Genomic DNA, 20017 nt, shown 5'->3' on the forward strand with positions numbered 1-20017 from the left:
TAAGTTGATGGATGTGTGGCTGTACCCCATACGTATATTATTTTCAATTTAAGTCTCAGCATATAAATAAGTCCAAAAGGAAATAATATCTAGAAAATTGTAATTTTGGACAGAAAGACTCAGTGGTAATCAACATTCAGTATTGAATACGATTAATACCCAGCATTCTAGTTCTTAATCCTTTAGGAATTTTTTATTAAGCAAATACCAGCTTTTATAGAATTTTACTTCTAGGGGGGGATACATTTAAAAGATGATAATAATGTAGAACATGATTGTTTCCTATCTTCCGCATTAGGGGATTTTTTTAAAGCTTTTATTGTATTTTTAATTCTCTATATTATCTCAAGATTTTTTTCATTGGGTCCGTATATCACAGAAAAAGTGATAAGAATGAGATGGGGGAAATCAAAGGCCAAACAGATATAAAACCTACTATCCAAATTAATATTAAACAACAATCTAAGCCGTCTTGTCAAAATTCAACAATTCATTTCACCTCAGATTTAGAACTTATAAGGCAAGAAATCTAAAAGTTTAGAATACAGAATGTCCCGATTGGGTTATCAATACCTTAATGAAAGGACAGGTAGCGATTTTACTGGATGGGATACCAACCGAAGATGATGCACACAAAAAATTCTACCCATAAAGGATAGCTCATAACGAAAGGGAGTGACTCGCAGTGATTACCAAGCCCAAAGACCGAATAAAAACTTCGCAAGCGATTGTTGTCGTCGTTAATTTTATACTTGGAACAGCAATCCTCACCCTACCCAGGACAGTTGCGGAAAAGGTGAAAACACCAGATGTATGGATAAGTGTGATTTTAGGTGGGATAATCGCGATGGGTGCAGGAGTAATCATCGTCAAACTAGGTCAGCATTTTCCGGGAAAAACTTTTTATCAATACAGCCAAGAAATTGTAGGGAAATGGATAGGTTGGTTACTTAGTTTACTTGTTGTATGTTATTTTCTTGCAACTTCTGGGTTTCAAATCCGTTCAATGGCAGAAGTAACGAGCTTGTTTTTGTTGGAAGGAACTCCTATGTGGGCTATTATCATGCCGTTTATGTGGATAGGCCTCTATTTGATTATGGGCGGCATCAACTCAATTGTCCGGCTGTTTGATATCATATTACCTATTACGATTCTTGTTTTTTTATTAGTTTCCTTGCTGGGTCTCGGAATATTTGAGATAGATAATCTACGTCCCGTACTAGGATTAGGAGTCACGCCAGTGTTAAATGGGATAAAGACAACAACTCTCGCATATACAGGACCTGAAATCATGTTAATTCTTTTAATGTTTATGGAACAGCCAAACAAAGCAGTAAAAGTCATTCTAGTAGGAGTTTCTATTCCATTAATCTTTTACGTAATAACTATCGTAATGGTCATCGGCTCATTATCCGTCGATGGGGTTGTAACAAGAACATGGCCGACAATTGATCTCATGCGCAGTTTTGAAATTCCAGGTTTGATATTTGAACGTTTTGAGTCTTTGTTGCTCGTAATATGGATTATGCAGATGTTTGCTATCTATACGATGTCCCTCTATGCTGCTGCTTTGGGACTGGCACAACTCTTTAAAAAGAGCATTCACCCTTTTATGTTTGGCTTGCTCCCGATTATTTACATCATTGCTATGACTTTAAAAAATATAAATGACTTATTTAAATTCGGGGATATGATTGGAAATACTGCGATGTTTTTATTTGGTTTACAGCCACTGCTCCTTCTTGTTATCTTGCGATTAAAGGGAAGACGGCATAAAATAAAACCGTAATTAGGTACGGTTCCTTTTAGCTTCGTTGTCGATTTTTATATTTCTGACAGGATGCTGGAGCAGTAAAGAAATTGAAGAGTTGAGTTTAGCATCAGGTTTGATACTCGATAAAGTAAAATCTTACCTGTTTGCGGGTGTACTTCTAGGCATGCGAAGTTTTTAATTCTCTTAAAAGCTATGTAATGTTTTAATATCTTTATTTGAACATCGTCGCCTAACGCCAATATATACAATTTTAGTGTTTCAACCTATCAATCGGAAATAATGAGGGTGTAAGACAGGAGGTACCAAAAGAGGTATGAAAATAGGAATGCATAAAATTATTTTAGAATAATAAAAAAGACAAAATGGACAAACTCAAATAGGTATGAATTTGTCCGTTTTGGTTGCTATTGAAAATAAGACATCATGTAAATCAAATGTGAATATAGTTTACATCTATATATAGATATGTGCACTTGTTAACTATATCTTAACCGGCTTCCTTTAAACTTAGTTTTTACTCTTTACTTAGACCGGATAGTTCAACTGACTTTTGCGTACAACGTTTCATAGCTGAAATGATGGCTGTTCTTAACCCTTTTTCCTCTAATGTTGCTACAGCTTCTATAGTCGTTCCGCCTGGAGAGCAAACCATATCTTTCAATTCGCCTGGATGTATTCCTGTTTCTAGTACCATTTTTGCAGAACCTAATACAGCCTGGGCTGCGAATCTATATGCTTGATTTCTTGGCATACCATCTAGTACAGCAGCATCAGCCATAGCTTCTATAAACATATATATATATGCTGGAGAAGATCCGCTTACAGATGTTACAACATCCATTAATTTTTCATTTACTATCTCTGTTTGGCCAAAACTATTAAAAATGTTTAGTATATCCTCTAAATCTTTTTCTGTAACCATTTCATTAGGACATAACGCAGACATTCCTTCGCCAACAAGGGCTGGTGTATTAGGCATCACTCTTACAACTTTTAGCTTTTTACTAAAAGCATCCTCAGTACTCTTAATGCTTTTTCCTGCAGCAATAGTTACGACTATTACATCGTTTTTTAGTTGCTCTTTTATTTCGTTAATTACTGATGAGTATAGGTCTGGTTTGATTGATAAAATTAAAATATCGGCATTTTTAGCTACTTCATTGTTATCAGTAGTTATAGTTAAGCCATATTTTTCACTAGTATTGTTTAAATTAGTAACGTTTAAATCTGAACAAATGATTTTATCTGAAGACACTATATTTTTGTTTATCATCCCGCCAATCATGGCCATCCCCATATTTCCGCATCCGATGAATCCAATTTGTTTATTCATAATAATTTGATCTTGCTCCTTTTATAATCAATTTTATCGGTTTGAAATTATTATTCTGAAAAAATAAATAATATCCCATACAATATAAAGAAACATTTTAAGAGAGTGTAATCTTTTTTGCAATACAAAAATATAGAAATCAATTTTATTCGGCACTAAATAAGTATATGCACTATAATTTAATATTTTGTGTAATATAATACTATCCGGAAACATTAAAAAACATGTTGAAGAATAGCAACACATCCTATCAATCGTATAAAGAATAGGGGAAGTTGTATACTTTGACATGAATTGCTCTTTTTGTTGCATGCTAAGAGATATTTAGAAGGCTATATGTTTATGAATAAGAGAATAGGTATAGTTATATCAATGTTTTCTACATATATTGATGTTCATACAATGTGTACATAATTTCATACGTAAAACTTGTCGCCCTATTAAATTTTCAAAATACCTCTTGACACAAAAACGAACTATATCGCATAATGTATAAAAATTAAATTGAAAATCGTTGAAGGGAACTAGTACATATGTCTTCTTGCGAAAGAGAGTGGAATTCACCGGCTGAAAGATTCCTCGTATAGAAAGTATCGAACCTATCCCCGAGTCTTAAATGAAAGTTTAGGCGTACGCCTGCGTTATAGGCGCCAAGTGGATATCTATGTATATCAATGAAGGTGGTACCGCGGAACAATGACCGTTTCGTCCTTTTTATTAAGGGCGAAGCGGTCATTTTTATTTTGCTCTTTATTACTATAGGCAAAGCATTGATGAAAAGAGACATTGCTGCAAACCGCATGTATAAAAGTGTAATTTACAAAAAACTTTGATTTTAGACTAGGGGGTACAAAAGTGAAAAAACAACGAATTGTTGTAAAAATCGGGAGCAGTTCCTTGGCAGCTAATCATGGAGGCATCTCTGAGGAACGGCTTACAGATCACGTTGCCGCTTTGGCGCGATTGAAACAGGAAGGGCATGAAGTTTTACTAATTACATCTGGAGCTGTTGCTGCAGGTTTTTCTGCTCTAGGGTATCCTAGCCGACCTGTGACAATTAAGGGTAAACAGGCTGCCGCAGCTGTCGGACAAAGTCTGTTAATGCAGGCGTATACGGAGGAATTCCGTAAATATGGGATTGTTACCGCGCAGCTTTTGCTAACGAGAAGTGATTTTTCTAGAAAAGATCAATACAGCAATGCCTACGCCACTTTAGGAGAGCTACTAAACCGTTCTGCTCTTCCTATAATCAATGAAAATGATTCTATTTCTTTAGAGGAGCTGACGTTTGGTGATAATGATATGCTGTCAGCTTTGGTAAGCGGACTTGTCTCAGCGGATATGCTTATGATTTTTACGGATGTGAACGGTTTATATGACCAGAATCCCCAGAAAAATGCGGACGCGAAAAAGTATTACTTTCTCCCTGAGGTTACGGAAGAAATCGCTTCTCTTGCTGGAGATGCCGGCTCAAAACTAGGAACTGGCGGTATGAAATCGAAAATCGATGCTGCAAAGACGGCACTATCTCTTGGGGTAAGTGTATTCATCGGAACAGGACATGGACGGGAGAAGTTTTTAGATGTTTTGAAAGGGAAAGGTGATGGAACGTATATTGGTAATGCTCCTCAAAAAGAGATTAAGATGAACAAGCAATGGATCGCGCTACATTCGCTTGTTAGCGGCCAAATTGAAGTGGATGCAGGAGCAGCCGCTGCCATTATTCAGCATGGAAAGAGTCTTCTTCCTGCTGGTGTTACTAGTGTGTCAGGATTTTTCCAAGCTGGCGAAGTCGTGGAAGTTGTAACGCAACAAGGCCGCATTATTGGAAAAGGACTGTGCAGATATAGTGCAGAGGAACTGAGGGATCTAAAAGGTATGCAAAGTCATGATATTCAAGCGCAAGGCGAAAGGCATAGCTATGAAGTCATTCATAGGGATAATTGGGTTTCATTTTAAGAATAGAGTGGACGTATCCAAGTGTAGAGCGTAGGGGCCACCGTTATAAATTTGACTCTAATTCTTCAATCGATTCAACTCATATCTAGGCAGGAAAGACTTAGTGGTAGTGCCTTACCAAAGTTAAACAGGTCTCAAATTTTATACCTATTCATCTTTAAAAAGGAGGAAATGAAAATGACTGAAGTGTTGGCAAAGGGACAAAAAGCAAAGAAGGTTGCTGGAGAACTTGTGCTCAAATCCACAGATCAAAAAAACGAGGCACTTGCTGCGATTGCTAATCAATTGATCATCGAAACAGCTTATATTTTAGAGGAGAACAAACGGGATATCGAAGAAGGGAAGGAAAAAGGATTTTCTGCTTCTCTCCTTGATCGCCTCATGCTGACGGAACAGCGCATTATTGATATGACAGAGGGTATCAAGCAGCTAATTGATTTGCGTGATCCTGTTGGAGAATGTGTAAGTGCATGGGAGCGGCCAAATGGATTATCTATTCAGGAGATGCGCGTACCACTAGGCGTTGTGGGGATGATTTACGAGGCCCGGCCGAACGTGACAGTGGATGCGGCCACAATTTGCTTAAAAACGGGAAACGCAGTAATATTGCGTGGTAGTTCTTCCGCTACTTATTCTAACAAAGCTATCGTTGCTGTTATTCATCGGGCGCTCAACAAAACGAGCTTGCCCCCAGAAAGCGTACAGCTCATAGAAGATACGTCAAGAGATAGCGCAAGGCAGCTGTTTACATTAAACGAGTACTTGGATGTTCTTATCCCAAGAGGTGGCAAGCAGTTAATAGATACTGTAGTGAGAGAAGCGTCTGTTCCAGTACTAGAAACAGGTGCGGGAAATTGTCACATTTTCATTGATGAAACAGCGGATAAACAAATGGCATTTGATATTATCATAAATGCCAAAACGCAGCGTCCATCTGTATGTAATGCAATTGAAACGATTATACTTCATGGGAATTGGGCGCAGAGATTTGGTAGCGAGCTGTTTTCTTTCTTGAAGGAAAGAGGAGTGGAACTACGTGGCGATAATAGAGTATTGGCAATTGATTCTTCTATTGTACCGGTTTCAGAAGAAGACTGGGGAAAGGAATTTTTATCCCTCACGCTGGCTGTCAAAGTGGTTTCCTCTGCCGAAGAAGCGATTAATCACATAAATACTTATGGATCCATGCATTCTGAAGCGATTATTACAGAGAATGAGGAAAACGTCAGCAAGTTTTTCACGTCCGTCGATGCCGCGGCGCTCTACCATAATGCTTCGACCCGCTTTACTGATGGTTTTGAATTCGGATTCGGTGCAGAAATCGGCATCAGTACCCAAAAGCTGCACGTAAGGGGACCAATGGGGCTTCCTGCATTGACTTCCACAAAATATGTGATTCGTGGCAATGGACAGATTCGGAGATAAGAAATATGGGGGAAATGGAGGAAATATCATAGAAATGATCAAACTTTTTTATAAAAGAATGATTCAATAAAATATATTAAGAGCGTGTTTTGAGTAATCTTTTTTCAAAACACGCTCTTTCTTTTTGCTTGTTTAACAAGGCTATTAGTATTAATTTGATCAATTTTTATTCTAAAGCTGCATTTATCTGTTTTTGCTTAAGTGTTTTTTATTAATAACCAGAGTCTTCTGAGGTAAGATTATCTAGCATTTTATAGTTATACTTTTGCAATGGCTTTTCAGCAGGCCCTTCAAGTACTTCTCCTGTATACGAGAATCGCGAACCGTGGCATGGGCAATCCCAAGAACGTTCACCATTGTTCCATTCAACTTCGCATCCAATGTGGGTACAAGTTGTATCTACAATATGAAGATTGCCTTCTGCATCTCTATAAGCTCCTTTTCTATGTCCATCAATGTCAACGACAGCTCCTTCATCGTTAGATAAATCATGGATGCATTTTTGAGGAAGGAGTCTTCTGTCGGAAAACGATAAAAATTTCATTTTGTAGAAAAGGGGAATGGATATGAAAGCATATCAAGTTAGTGATGGTGAGTATTCACAGATATTCTTGGCTGAAATGGCAGGACAAGCTAGAAAGTGTGGAAAGTGTGATTTCGGTATTGATTTCGTTGATGTAGAAGTGAGGAGAGCTAAATGGGCAGATCAATATAAACATGAACACTTAATCCCGAAACAGGCTTATTTAGATAGTGGCTGGTGGTGGGAATGCAGATGTGGAACACCGCAATAGTTATTGGAGACAGGGTCTACTGTGAAAAATGCAAGGAACAGGCTGATATTAAAAAGAGCAGCTAGCAAAAGCTAACTGCTCAGGTTAAGAAATGGGTTGTCTACAGTATTGACGGAATATTGAGTTTTATTCAGAGGAAATTATAATTTGCAAATTAGATTATGATAGTCGATATGCTCCATATAGCCCAGAAAAGAACTAAACATTCTAGTGAAATCCAAAGTACTTTTTTCTCAGGTCTTTGTAATTCTTTTATCAAATAAAAAACAGCACTAATCGCTATAAGGATGGAAAGAACGAGGTTTATCGTATCTGGTAATTTAATCACTCCTAACTTTAAATTAAATTCATTATATAACTAATTTTTAATATTCAAATGATTAGCGGTAAGAATTAAGCGAAATTTAAACAAAATAATCCTTTGAATAGAAAGTGAGGAATAACAATGGCATTAGGAAACCGAGGAATGCATTTTGAGAAGCTTATTAATCTATCGAACGAAATCAACGTGAGGGAGTGGCGCTTATAAACAAGCGTCCGACTTCTGTGAAGGTAATTAGGAGTAAGGGGAGCCAAGTGACAAACGGATTCTATGAAGCTAAAAGTACAGTAGACTATGATGGCGTGTATAGAGGACGAGCTATCGCATTTGAAGCAAAGTCTACAGAGAAGGACACACGTTTTGATTTGAAGAACATTGCGCAGCACCAGTTAGATTACCTGGAGAAATCGGAGAAGATGGGAGCGGTATGTTTCTTCCTTATAAAGTTTAGTAAGGATAAGATAGTATTCCTTGTACCAGCATCAGTAATTCAATCTTATTAATCTCCATGTCTATTTCCACATTCGCGGTGATAAGAGAAAAGCTCATTCTTTTTGCTTGTTCTTGCAATTCTTATGGTATTAATACTCATTCTTCCATAATTATTACCCTCCAAGATTCTATATATACATTAGTAAATTCTACTTGTATTTCAATTTAATTACAAATATATAAACATATCTATAATACTATTTTTTTAGTGAAAAGTACCGATAAATAGCCGATAAAGTAGTGATAAAGGAGAGGATATCTAGATGTTTGAATCACCGTATCATTATCTTACAAGCTCTTTGAAAACCGCATATCGAAGAGGATTAGTACTCCTTAACGTATACCGCGGAAGGGCGAGCATGGGCGGTAAGAATCTTGCCGTAAGGGTGGAAAGATTCCCTTAAATGATTAAAACTAAAATATATTCCAGTGTGGCGGGTGTGATATTACTCGCATTCGTCATACTGTTTCTATTGTATTTATCATTCAGCTCAGAAGTCGTCCTCTGGGTTGATAATAAATATAATACTAGATGCCATGTTTATGATTTCCACATTTGAAAATGAAATGGGGTGATGGTCCATGATTGGATGAATCGAACATTTCAAAATTTTAAGTATACGTATCTCGCATTAGTAATTACTCACAATTCTTACTAACGAGGGCAAAGAGTAGCCGGCTCTTTGCATGAGCAAATATGGGACAGTTCCCCCTTGGTCACTATTCATGTTTGCTCACGCAAGGCGTCGGAAGAAATGATACGTCTTGATACAAATTAAAGGATAACCCATATCCGACTCTACGGAGTATAAATGAGGAGAGCTTTCGCTCTTTTCTCGGTCACTGACGCAAAGCGCGTAGCTGAAAGTATATAGTTCGGTGATCGAGAAAAGAAAGAGAGTAATCTTATTCTTGAAGAGATACTTATTGCCATTTGTTATCGCTCTTCCATCCCCTCTAGAGCTGTCACTTCGGTGATGGCTTTTTGTTTTATCTACCAAAAAGGATAATTATGGTTTTTGTAGAATAAATAAATCGGGAGAGGTGGAGTAATAATGGTATATATAGAAATATTAGAAAAGTTATCAGTAGGTGGAATTTATACTGAAAGACAAATTTATGATTTGTTATGCAATTCTGATACGGAAATAACAATCTTGTGTGATTCTGTATCAGAATTTAATGAATCTGAAATAGAAAGATTCAAAGTTATGGGTAAGTATGAGATATTTATTCATAAAAATGAGAACCATTCGTATTGTGCACCATTGAATAAAACAATGGTTTATGTTATCGAGAAAATTTAGGAGCATCCAAAACGGGTGCTTTTTTCTTTGTTATATAGAAATTACACATTAAATCAGTAAACATTCTAATAAGACAAGCATATGATGAATTCGTGGGACGAGTTATCATATGAGGTGAAACTTGGAGCACCATACTTATTTGTTGAAGGGTACCTAATGACGTGTACTCTTTTTATTTTGAACAAAATGGACATTTGAATATGGAGGATGATGACTGAAAAAATATATTATGTATTTCCTAGGTTAGATGACTACGATGCAATAAGTTTTTATAAGGACGGGGAACTTATCCTTGTGTTAGGAGTTTCAGGGACTGCACAAGCTGATGCTTCATGTGGCTTAGGAGATGTAGATGTTGATTGTTGGTTGTGGGAAGTAGGGAATAGTTTTATCGACGAATTGAAAGAAACTCAGAAATTAATAATTAAATATACCAACGTTGTAAATGGAGAGTTAACTACCCATTGGTCGAATTTAGATAAGCTACCAGATTAATATTTGCAGCAGAAAAAACATACTAAATGGGTGTTTTTTTATTAAAAGTTGCTCCTCAATAACCTGGGCATACACTCGGATTAGGCAGCCACCCACAAGCTACATTTAGTTTATATCCAAGAGGTGATTGAGTCTCAAATCTAAGAACAAAGTTATACGCTTGTGGATGTTTCTTATGACCATCGACATGTACATAATCTTAGTTAAGAAGCCTAATCTTTACGGATGAAGGGCAACGGCCCTTATTAATAAATTCATTATAAAAAAAAACGTGACAATACATACAAAAATCCAAATAAGGTTGTTCATTAGCAAGAATTTGAAGAATGTCGTGAACTAGAACAAAACAATACGCTTGTTCGTGGCGCAAATGGCTACCGCCAGTCACATATCATCCGCCAAGTATAAGGATACGCATGGTTTATTCATTTTTACTCCCTTTTTTTGCATCTCCATCTATTCCCCATACCTTTCGTAGTTCTGTTGGTATGAGAAACAGGGTATATTCATAATCGGTCATAGCAAGTGACTGACGCCTGAGCAATGCCAGCCCGAACTGATTAGCCATACGTCCGAAAACACCTGAATAATCAGAATCAAGAGAACCCATTAGTTCTTTGAATTTCATTAACTTTTGCCAATTGGAGCGGGGCACTTCCATCCAATCGGCAATTTCATCCCCTACGATTTCTCGAATTAGAGCAGGAATAATGTTATCAAACATCTGACCCGGAATCAGATCTGCATGATATTCAAGAAGAGCCTGAGTCATCTGAATTCCTTCGGGGGAGGGACCATGATGCCTTCTTCCAATAGTTTCTGTTAACTTTATTGATTGTTCCATGGTCTCTGGAATAATGTCCTCCCGAACTCCTAACATGGATCCTACGATTTTCCAAAAATACAGATAATCTTCAGCCTGCTTTTCTGTTATCTTCATACCTAAACGACGAAGGCCATCAATGATAACGCTAGAAAAGGTTAATAGAGTACCCAACAGATCCTCCTGACAAATGGGGATACCATTTTCTTTTTCGTCCCATCTACCGGTTTGTTGAATCAAGTGACGAATAGCCGAATGCATTAAACGAACTTTTTGGATCGCTTTGATTCCTTGTCCTTCGGGTTCAAGACCATCTGGTGCCATGACATGAAGGACGAATTGTCCTGTTTCAGCTATCCTGCGGTAGGCATTTTGACCTAAACGATAACTGAATGTAAGGACCTTAACACCTTTGTGTGCTGCATAACAATACACAAGTGAGCCTGTTGATAAAAGTAAAGTGATAGCAATACCATGTTCCCGAAATAAGTCAGTTGCGTTTCTCATTCGGGTCCAGTCAATCCCTTCTGGACAATAAGCTGTATCTCTCAGCCAACTTTCGATGTTATCAGGAAGATCTTCTGGATAAGACTGGTCATTGTTAATTAATTGTTTCAACAAAGAGTTTACTGCACCAACCTGACTATTTTTGAACAATTCTTTAATAATTCCATCCGGAATAGGGTCGCCTTCCATCCGCAAGCTCTCCATAAACTCGTCGGTATATAACATCTATTTCCCCCCTTAACTGTCTATACTCTAGTTAACCCGAAGAAAAACAAGAATATATTCAACGTTATATATATTCTATTTATACAAGCAATATGAAGATCTATGAATAGTTAATGATATTGCAGGCAGTATGAATAAATATAGGAAATAATGAATTCCTCTTTACTTGAAAAATAAGCATAAAAAACTCCTTTAGAATAACCATCGTGTTTTACAGATGAGTACGAATACTACAGTGAATGATATGCAAAAACTAGGGCCCCTTAAGACAGATGGTAGTGTGACAGTGCATGCTGAGCGAAAAGTAAATGGAAAAGTAGTTAAGACGGGAAATATAGCCATAAAAACTCTGATGATGTTTCATTAGTATTCAAAGAGTAGGATGAGTACATTACTGCTTTCACTGAACCTAATGAAGGAATGGCTAAATTCATGAAAAAATTTCTGGAATCTCAAGTGAAAGCAATTAATTACAATGATTTTTCATATACAGAAGAGTTTCATGATCCGAATGGGACTTCTATAGGTGAAATAAGAAATTTTGTAGCTTCCGCTCATGCAAGAGGAGCTTCAGAAGAGCTATTAAGTGTAGTTGTTACAAATACGAAAAAAACAGATGGTGGATATAAGGTTGCCACAACAGAAGAGTACCATATCGATTATAAAGAATCAGGGGAAAAGTACAAGAAATATCAATCTCAATATCAGATAAAAAATATAAATGGAGAACTTAAAGTGCATGCCTTGCTTGAGACAAAGGAAATCGATAGTAAAGATTTATAGGAGGTGTGTTGCAAGATTATAAATCTAGTACAATTTTCATATAAAAAGACAAACTACACTCACATAAAGTAGTTTGTCTTTTTTATAGAAACTAAAGTGATAAGATATTTTCATTTTCCTCCAAGATTTCGGACTCGTTGTTGTTGCACCCTGAGTGTGTGTTGATCCTGATCCTGTGGTTTCAACCTGGGTTGGCGTTGATCTTGTGGTTTCACCCTGGGCTTGAGTTGGCCTTGATCTTGTGGTTTCACCCTGGGCTTGCGTTGGTTTCTCTTATCTTGGATTTGCTTTTCTCTAATTAATCTATCCATTTCTCTGTATATCAGTGAAGGGTATCTCCTAAGCTTACTAAGCTCAGTAGGTGTAAAATGTGGGAGGAGGAATTCTGTAGCAAAGACATGACGAAATTGGTTTTGGATTGCTTTTTCTCTCAGTAGGTAGTTCCCTAGACCTGGATTAGACATTCCTGTTGCTTCTTCTACTTCTTTATAAAAGCTTTTCAATCCATCAATTTCATGCTGCTTTGCACTTCTTTCTAATCCCTGCATTCTATAGAGAGAATCGAGAGCATCGTCTTCGCTAGACCGATAATAATATCTATCGTTCTGCTCCCAAACTGCAACCTCTCCTGGTTTTGGATGAAATCCTGGGTTGTCCATGGCATGATATTGATAGACATGCCATCCTTCATGTATAATTGTACCTACCAAATCATAAAGGACATTAAGGTTTTCATTATCCAATAGAAGATTCGCGTTTATACGAATACGTTTTTTGTTAGGGCTGTATCCACCCAACTCATGCGATTTCATTGTTGGATCAAAAAATATAGGGATTTCTGGTCTATTTTTTTGTCTGCTTGCTATCTCTTTCTCTAAACGTATAAGTGCATCCTTCTTTTCTTGGAGATTCATTTCAAACCATTTTGATTCATGATAGTCAGTTATGTCGAACACAAAATTTCTCCTTTCTATAAAGCGGTATTACTATTGTATTAGTAATACCGCTTTATAAGCATTCTCATCTAATGTTTATTAAATTTTATTCATATAACTCATCCTTTAAGTCTTCTAGTAAAGTTTGGGATAAAATAAGCAAGGGCTTCCAGCCGCAAAAGAAACAATACATTCGCCCACCTTTAAGTCACTTAAGTTCCAATCCTCTATAACCTTCGCATCAATATATAAATCCTGTGTTCCTTTCCCCTGAGTGGTAGATACTAAATTAATAAGTTTCTTTACTGATCCGTGCCGGTCTGAGACAAATGAGCGGCTTTTACTATCAAAAAGACGGAAAGCAAATACAGTACCAAAACCACTTAGTATACTCCTACCATAAGCTTCCCCATACCGGTGTTCTACTTGGGCAATATTTTGGATGCCAGCAATGACTTTTACACCTAATGATCTTCCAAAGTTAAGAGCATTGTCCATATAATTCAACTTAGGAATAAGAGGGAATTCATCTAACACAAAATAAACATTTCCTGTTCGCTCTGTTCTTCCTAACACTTCTTTCATAGCAAGGTCCAGCAAAACAGTATACACAGGTTCTAAGATGTTACCGCTGGATAGATCATATTCTAAAAATATAGCCTTTCCCCCTTTTTTTATAATCGTTTCTCGTATAGAGAAATCTCCAGGTTGGCCAAAAGTACCGTTAAATACGTTCATTACAGTTTGGTACAATGTTAGCAAGAAACTTTGTGTAGTAGCACCTCCATCTTCTGCGATATAACTTCTAAGCCAATCCAAATCTTCATAGGGGAGAAACAGATTATATAAGTCTACATCATCTGCTGATCTAACAAAGTTTGCCAACTTGTGATTATCCCATGTCTCTTTTCCTTCTTCTATTTGTCTAATATGAACAGTTAGAATTCCAGACAAAAGATCTCGTGCACCCATTCCAAACACTGGAGACTGTGACTTTTCAATTTCTGACTTAAATAAAGTTCCGGCAATCTCCCTTATCGTTTCTTCTCTTTTTTCTTTAGGGGTGTACATGATATCGTTATAGATGTTCCAGTTTGTATGGCCAGGTGGAGGTGTTAAGCTATTAGAAATTACCAAATCACCCGGACAATAGAATTTTTCTAAATAGTCACCTTTCGCATCGAAAAAGACAATAACATCATCATTCAACATTTTCTCCCGCACTGCTTTTACAATATGATACATTGTATTCGACTTTCCACTTCCAATCGATCCTAGAGTAAGTATATGTTTTTCGAATAAAGAGGGGTGCAGGCAAACTCCTGTATGATCTTTTCCAATTATTCCAACATCTGATTTACCAAACCCTATTACAGTATTGGGTGGTAATTCCATTAGCTTTTGACCTTCATAAACATCTGAATTTAAGTAGTTCATTTGCATTCCCCCTAAAAATTTGCATTCTATTAAATATGTATTAAACTCGCCATTTATTTATCATCCAATTCTAAATGTATGAAATTTTATTCCATAATCCCATCTATATATCAAATATGCCTTTTATATTTCTTTGAAAAAAGAGTAATCAAACAGAAATAATGCATATAAAATGTGTAAAGTAATCAGAAAGGAGTTGACAAGATTTTGAGGTATATTCATGGAGTTTGTTTATCAAAGGAAGAAGAAGTAATAAAGAAGTATCGTTGTGCTAAAGTGGGACCACAACATTTCCTTTCCATGTTAGCACCCAATACACAATTAGTTTCTACTCGCTCGTCTACTATGGGTTATCTTATCGTTACAACACAACGTTTAATTTTTGTTGGTGAAACGAATGTAGATGAATACTTCACAGTTAGGGATGTAAGTATTGACAAGGTTACTGGTGTTATTTCTTACATAGGAAGGAAAGCACACGCAATCAAATTGCTAATCGGGTTTATATGGGGATTTGCTAGTTTAATTTTTTATACTTTGGCAGGTGCTCTTAAAAATATACTTATTGAATTGGGGGCACCTTTAGAATCTGATAACATCATGTTAAACCTATTGATATTCTTAATTTACTTTGGTATTCCTTTATACCTCATCATTACAGGATTGGTATGGAAACATAAACAAATTGACTTAAGAATTATGGCTGCGAATGATGGGAATAGTGCTGTAGGTCTTTCTGCGGACTTAAATCTCGGGATGCTTACAAGAATAATTTATGCCATTTTTAAAGTAGATAGAGAGAAAGCTTGGCTCTCTGTCGATGTTGCAAATACTGGTCCTGATACTTATATTATGATGAGAGAATTAGGAGCTTTAGTTCGTGATTTACAAGCTGGAGGCATCATTGGAGATTACCTGGATCAATGGAGAGATAAAGACATTGAAAATGAGATTATAGATACTCAACCGCAGGACAGTCAGGTAAAATCCCCTAATGAAAGATCAGACCTGACTGTCATACCAAATCCGTTATCTGGTCAAAATATTTTTAAATTTAAGTCTGATAAGCTAAATAATACAAATTTAGATCGTTAAGTTTTTCCGCCTAAATTTCGAATGAAAACTTTGGATACTTTTAAAATTTTTTATTGGGAGAGTGACTATGAAATCCTGTAAAATTTGTGGAATGCCTTTAAAGGAGGATGAACCAGTCTGTGGACATTGCAGGGCAAATCAGGAGCAACAGGATAAAGTAAAAAAAATCTCAGTATCAATTCCTTTTGAAAAAATACTCAATAATTTGAAATGGAGACCATTATCTAAGAAAGAGAAAATTTACTTTTATACAAGTTTGATCTTCATAGCCGTTATATTTGGGGTACACTTATTTATATCATCATTGTTTAGTCCAATGGCAGTAGTAGAAGAATTTGAAAAAGCTATCTTAGATAAGGATGCAAACCACCTTGTATCCATTATAAATAGGGGGCAAAAAACATATTCAATCTCCGAAAAAGAAGCCGCCTCCTACATTTCATACCTCACGAAAGAAAACAATTTTACGACAATTGATAACCAGTTAAAAATGCAAGCAAATGAACTGGATAATTCTCAAGAATTTGTTCCTACCCCTACTACAGATAAACACGGAAACCAACTTGTCATGTTAAATAAAGATTATAAGAAAAAATGGTTGTTCTATGATCAATATTATCTTGAGTTCTATCCATTCAGTCTTACGGTATCTTCTAATCTACCCAATACTGAGGTCTTTGTAAATGATAAGAAGGCCACAAAGATAAAAGAAGCTAAAAAACCTATGTCCGTAGGATTTGTATTTCCTGGAGAGTATCGTTTTAAGGGTACATTTAAAAGTGAATATGGGGATATTACAAAAGAGGAAAATATAAATTTGACTGTGGGTAATGGAAACTCATTCTCGGTTTATTTACAGCTTGACGGTCAATACGTCTCTATTTCTTCTAATCATGACGATACTATTTTATTCGTGAATGGAAAGAGTACTGGATTAAAGGTAAATGAGACAGAAAGTTTTGGACCAGTTAAAACGGACGGTTCTATTAAACTTCATGCCGAAAGGAATGTTAATGGCAAGACTATCAAAACTGACGTAATTCCAGTAACAGATAAATCGAGGATTGACCTTGCCTTTGAAGAGGAAGACGACTACATAGCAACTTCAACGGATACAAAGTTTGATGAAGTTGCTCAGTTTATGAATGATTTCTATATCTCTGGAGTTCAAGCGATTAATAGTCGTAACATTTCTGTAGTTGAGGCATACCATGATCCAAGTGGTACATCTTTAGGTGAAGCGAAAGAGTACCTTAAATCAATTGAAAAGAGAGGGATTACCGAAGAGTTTATTAGTATGTCTTTAATTGATTTGCAGGAAGTAGAAGGAGGCTACAAGGTTACAACCCAGGACGATTATAAAATCTTTTATGGAAATGGCGCTAAAAAATACAAAAAATTCCAAACTTTATATTACCTAACTAAGGTAGATGGTAAATTAAAAGTACACTCTCTATTGAGTACTAAGGAAATTGATAATAAGGATTTATAAAAGTCAAAAAATTTAAAGTAGTTATTTTTTGCAGTCCAAAAAGATTTGACTTTCCTAATAGGGTAAATCCTCTGTGTATTAATAATCAGGAACACATTTATATATCACTGTTTTAAATTGCAAGTGGGGCTTTGCTTTGAAACAAAGTTTGATTAAAAACACCTCACAAACCCGTATTTTACGTTAAATACAATGAATCCATTTTGAAAAAAAGATGATATGCTCCCCATTAGGTAGACAGATAAAAAATAAAAATCTGTTTATCGAAGGGGGAGTATTTTTTATGGGTCGAGTGAAATATTTTACAGCTGAAAAATTGGCGATTTTAGCTCTTTAGAAAGATGGTCATCAATCAATAGCTGACATGACTGCTAAATTTCTGGTTGATCCTGGGACGATTAGAGATTGGAAGAGAAGGTATGAAGTGAATGGTGAAGACGGCCTAGAAGGGGCACGGCAACGATTCCTTCTTTTTGGGGCCACTCACAAAGCAAAGTGAAAGAAACAAGTTGATACAGAAGGGTGTTTGCTCTTCTCTCAGTTACTTCAAATACCGTATTTATTGTAATAGCATAGAGTTTTGACGAAAGGGTAACTGATGCATGGTTACTCGTTTTATTTACTTTTAATGGGAACTTGTTTTTCGCTATGATACAATTATATTAGTTTATAATTCTGATGTTAAATATGGAAAGGGGCGTCGAAAAAAAGTGAACTTCTCGGATGAATTTGCAATAAGAGTAAAAGAATATTTAGAAGTCGAGAAGGATAAAAAAATTATCAAAAACGGGCACAGAGATGTAATCTTTCAATATTTATATGAACTTGAAGTTAAGATAGGTGTTGTAAAGAATCCTAATTTTAATTTTTTTACATCGGGTAGACGTTCGCATATAGTAGTAGAAAATATTGAATTTAAAACGGAAGTACATCCTGAAAAAAATATAATTGAAATTACAAAAATTGTTGATAAAGTAGTTACTCCTCTTGATACAATTATTGTAAAGGATGGAGAATTGTTTGCCTTAGGTTGTAATGCATCACCATCAAGCTAAGATTTCAAAGTACCCTCCTAAATGGAAATTTTGTGTTTTTTATATCACCGAAGTTCATTTTTATCGTTTTGGGGAAGAATGTGTTCCTTAACTTGATTGTGATGTGGAAAAACCCCACATCCATCAACTTAAGGATTTAGACTATTCTTGAAGTTAAAAGCACGTTACTATTCTCTTATGTTAATGAGAAAGGGTGACGTGCTTTTTATGAATATTCATCAAAAACAAGAGTTGTCTTTATTTGCCGAAGAGTTATATCGCTATATGTCTCCCGCTGCACTTAATCAATTAGCTATAGAAGCAGGCGGAATGAAACGAAAACGTAAGTGCCATGGGCACCATTTTTTATCTTTGTGTGTATGGTTAAATCAACAAATCGCTACTACTCCTCTTACTCAACTTTGTAGTCAATTAGAAACTTCAACAGGAGTTTTATTAAGTCCTGAGGGACTCAATCGGCGATTTAACTCGGCTTCTGTAACCTTCTTCCGAACTGTATTTACTACACTTCTACAAGCTAAAATTGGGGGATTATCTAAGATTTCTCATGCTCTTTCTGCTCACTTTGAGCGTATTCTTATCCTTGATTCTACAACATTTCAAGTGCCGGATCGATTTGCATCTACTTATCCTGGTGCCGGAGGATGTAGTCATAAAGCCGGTGTAAAAATTCAACTAGAGTATGACTTGTTGAGTGGAGAATTTTCTGATGTGAAAATTGAACCAGGAAAACGAAGTGATCAAGCGTATGGCGCGACTCGAACAGGTATGGCACAAAAGAATGAACTATATATTCGTGACTTAGGATATTTTCGTTTACAAGACTTTAAGTCTATTCAAGATAGGCAAGGATATTATTTATCGCGTCTTAAGTTACCAACTAAGATATATAGAAAAGAATTCGAAACAGTCATATTTAAAACAAAACCCGCTCAATTGAGGCCGGTATATATACAAATTCATTTGGAAGAAATCATGAACCAATTACAACCTGGCCAAGTGTATGAATTACATGATGTATATGTAGGGAGCAAAGACAAATTACCTACTCGCATTGTGGTTTATAAATGTACGGAGGAGCAAAAACAAAAACGCCTACATGATCGAGCTATTCGTGAAAAGAAAAAAGGAATTACATATACAGAGCGTACGAAAATTTTACAAGGAATTACGGTATATATGACAAACATTCCTACGGAATGGGTACCAAAAGAGAAAATCTATGATTTATACTCACTACGCTGGCAAATTGAACTGTTATTTAAAATATGGAAATCCTGGTTTCAAATTCATCGTTGTAAATCTATTAAACAAGAGCGATTAGAATGTCATCTTTATGGACAGCTCATTAGCATCCTATTATGTTCTTCTACAATGTTTAAGATGAGAGAACTCCTGTTACGTAAGAAACAGAAAGAGCTAAGTGAATATAAAGCGATGTACATAATTAAAGATTATTTTTCACTTTTTCACCAAGCATTACACAAAAACACCCAAGAGCTATCAAAGGTTCTCCTTCGTCTGTTTAACCTCCTACAGCGCAACGGACGAAAATCTCATCGATACGAGAAAAAGACAGTCTTTGATATTTTGGGTGTTGTGTATGAGTATACCACTTCTACTCATCAGGTAGCATAGTAAAAAATTCAAACCCGTCAGGGTTTATTTGATATGCTCACTTTTATAACATCTATAAACGATAATAAATTACTACGTGAAAAGACCACATTTTGTATAAAAATATACCTTAAGTTGATGGATGTG

At 36.1% G+C, this 20017-nt stretch carries 16 protein-coding genes, 5 pseudogenes and 1 other annotated feature; of the genes and pseudogenes, 15 read left to right on the plus strand and 6 right to left on the minus strand.

All coding sequences use genetic code 11. The annotated features are described in order from the left end of the window. Positions 1-685: 685 nt before the first annotated feature. Positions 686-1789: a spore germination protein gene (locus CN373_RS23895; protein ID WP_000628983.1), complete on the plus strand. Its 1104-nt coding sequence runs from the start codon at positions 686-688 to the stop codon at positions 1787-1789. 25 nt (positions 1790-1814) lie between these two features. Beyond that, positions 1815-1907 (plus strand): annotated as a pseudogene (locus CN373_RS25975) (spore gernimation protein GerA); the annotation flags it as partial. Between the two features lie 49 nt (positions 1908-1956). Here the strand turns inward: CN373_RS25975 and CN373_RS25980 are convergent. Both CN373_RS25980 and proC read right to left on the minus strand, forming a co-directional pair. Beyond that, a pseudogene (locus CN373_RS25980) lies at positions 1957-2022 on the minus strand (hypothetical protein); the annotation flags it as partial. Positions 2023-2288: 266 nt separating this feature from the next. After that, positions 2289-3107: a pyrroline-5-carboxylate reductase gene (gene proC / locus CN373_RS23905; RefSeq protein WP_098360310.1), complete on the minus strand. Its 819-nt coding sequence runs from the start codon at positions 3105-3107 to the stop codon at positions 2289-2291. 505 nt (positions 3108-3612) lie between these two features. Next, positions 3613-3823: a binding site (T-box leader), on the plus strand. Between the two features lie 139 nt (positions 3824-3962). On the opposite strand from proC, the gene proB reads away from it, so the two are divergent. Together proB and CN373_RS23920 are read left to right on the plus strand one after the other, a co-directional pair. Continuing rightward, positions 3963-5066: a glutamate 5-kinase gene (gene proB, locus CN373_RS23915; protein ID WP_098360311.1), complete on the plus strand. Its 1104-nt coding sequence runs from the start codon at positions 3963-3965 to the stop codon at positions 5064-5066. A 177-nt stretch (positions 5067-5243) separates the two neighbouring features. Then, a complete protein-coding gene (locus tag CN373_RS23920; RefSeq protein ID WP_000141225.1) occupies positions 5244-6491 on the plus strand; it encodes a glutamate-5-semialdehyde dehydrogenase in 1248 nt (415 codons plus the stop codon). 211 nt (positions 6492-6702) lie between these two features. Here CN373_RS23920 and CN373_RS23925 read toward each other — a convergent pair. After that, a pseudogene (locus CN373_RS23925) lies at positions 6703-7002 on the minus strand ((2Fe-2S)-binding protein); the annotation flags it as partial. A 55-nt stretch (positions 7003-7057) separates the two neighbouring features. Here CN373_RS23925 and CN373_RS23930 point away from each other — a divergent pair. The 4 genes and pseudogenes from CN373_RS23930 (at position 7058) to CN373_RS23950 (ending at position 9901) form a co-directional block, all read left to right on the plus strand. After that, entirely contained in the window at positions 7058-7285 is a 228-nt protein-coding gene (locus CN373_RS23930) for a hypothetical protein (RefSeq protein WP_111901905.1), read from the plus strand. Positions 7286-7730: 445 nt separating this feature from the next. After that, positions 7731-8107 (plus strand): annotated as a pseudogene (locus CN373_RS23940) (Holliday junction resolvase RecU); the annotation flags it as partial. 1047 nt (positions 8108-9154) lie between these two features. Further along, positions 9155-9406: a hypothetical protein gene (locus CN373_RS23945; RefSeq protein WP_000262508.1), complete on the plus strand. Its 252-nt coding sequence runs from the start codon at positions 9155-9157 to the stop codon at positions 9404-9406. Between the two features lie 207 nt (positions 9407-9613). Beyond that, the gene (locus tag CN373_RS23950) at positions 9614-9901 is read left to right on the plus strand and encodes a hypothetical protein (protein ID WP_133116045.1); all 288 of its coding nucleotides are present in this window, start codon (positions 9614-9616) and stop codon (positions 9899-9901) included. Between the two features lie 421 nt (positions 9902-10322). Here CN373_RS23950 and CN373_RS23955 read toward each other — a convergent pair whose 3' ends face one another. Beyond that, entirely contained in the window at positions 10323-11456 is a 1134-nt protein-coding gene (locus CN373_RS23955; protein ID WP_098360313.1) for an oxygenase MpaB family protein, read from the minus strand. A 217-nt stretch (positions 11457-11673) separates the two neighbouring features. Between CN373_RS23955 and CN373_RS26240 the strand changes: the two genes are divergently transcribed. Both CN373_RS26240 and CN373_RS23960 read left to right on the plus strand, forming a co-directional pair. Next, complete coding sequence (locus CN373_RS26240) at positions 11674-11823, plus strand: TcaA 3rd/4th domain-containing protein (protein ID WP_002056706.1); 150 nt, start codon at positions 11674-11676, stop codon at positions 11821-11823. Between the two features lie 53 nt (positions 11824-11876). Further along, positions 11877-12239 (plus strand): TcaA NTF2-like domain-containing protein, encoded by a 363-nt coding sequence (locus tag CN373_RS23960; RefSeq protein ID WP_176540942.1) that lies wholly within the window; start codon positions 11877-11879, stop codon positions 12237-12239. Positions 12240-12349: 110 nt separating this feature from the next. On the opposite strand, the gene CN373_RS23965 is transcribed toward CN373_RS23960, so the two are convergent. Beyond that, complete coding sequence (locus tag CN373_RS23965; RefSeq protein ID WP_000459719.1) at positions 12350-13195, minus strand: hypothetical protein; 846 nt, start codon at positions 13193-13195, stop codon at positions 12350-12352. A gap of 114 nt (positions 13196-13309) precedes the next feature. Further along, complete coding sequence (locus CN373_RS23970) at positions 13310-14611, minus strand: type IV secretion system DNA-binding domain-containing protein (RefSeq protein WP_001108498.1); 1302 nt, start codon at positions 14609-14611, stop codon at positions 13310-13312. 207 nt (positions 14612-14818) lie between these two features. Here CN373_RS23970 and CN373_RS23975 point away from each other — a divergent pair, with 207 nt between their 5' ends. The 5 genes and pseudogenes from CN373_RS23975 to CN373_RS23995 all read left to right on the plus strand — a co-directional run bounded on the left by CN373_RS23975 (position 14819) and on the right by CN373_RS23995 (position 19891). Next, positions 14819-15706: a hypothetical protein gene (locus CN373_RS23975; protein ID WP_001269067.1), complete on the plus strand. Its 888-nt coding sequence runs from the start codon at positions 14819-14821 to the stop codon at positions 15704-15706. 67 nt (positions 15707-15773) lie between these two features. Next, positions 15774-17198, plus strand: coding sequence for a zinc ribbon domain-containing protein (locus CN373_RS23980; protein ID WP_098360314.1), 1425 nt, complete (start codon positions 15774-15776; stop codon positions 17196-17198). Positions 17199-17550: 352 nt separating this feature from the next. Next, positions 17551-17697: pseudogene (locus CN373_RS23985) on the plus strand (helix-turn-helix domain-containing protein); the annotation flags it as partial. A gap of 211 nt (positions 17698-17908) precedes the next feature. Beyond that, positions 17909-18253 carry a DUF3942 family protein gene (locus CN373_RS23990; protein ID WP_001011591.1) on the plus strand — a complete coding sequence of 115 codons (345 nt, stop codon included), beginning with the start codon at positions 17909-17911 and terminating at the stop codon, positions 18251-18253. Between the two features lie 207 nt (positions 18254-18460). Continuing rightward, positions 18461-19891, plus strand: a complete 1431-nt coding sequence (locus CN373_RS23995; protein WP_111901927.1) for an IS4 family transposase — start codon at positions 18461-18463, stop codon at positions 19889-19891. The last annotated feature ends 126 nt before the right edge of the window (positions 19892-20017 follow it).

Origin of the sequence: Bacillus cereus, from assembly GCF_002561295.1 — a bacterium.
Lineage (GTDB): Bacteria > Bacillota > Bacilli > Bacillales > Bacillaceae_G > Bacillus_A > Bacillus_A cereus_S.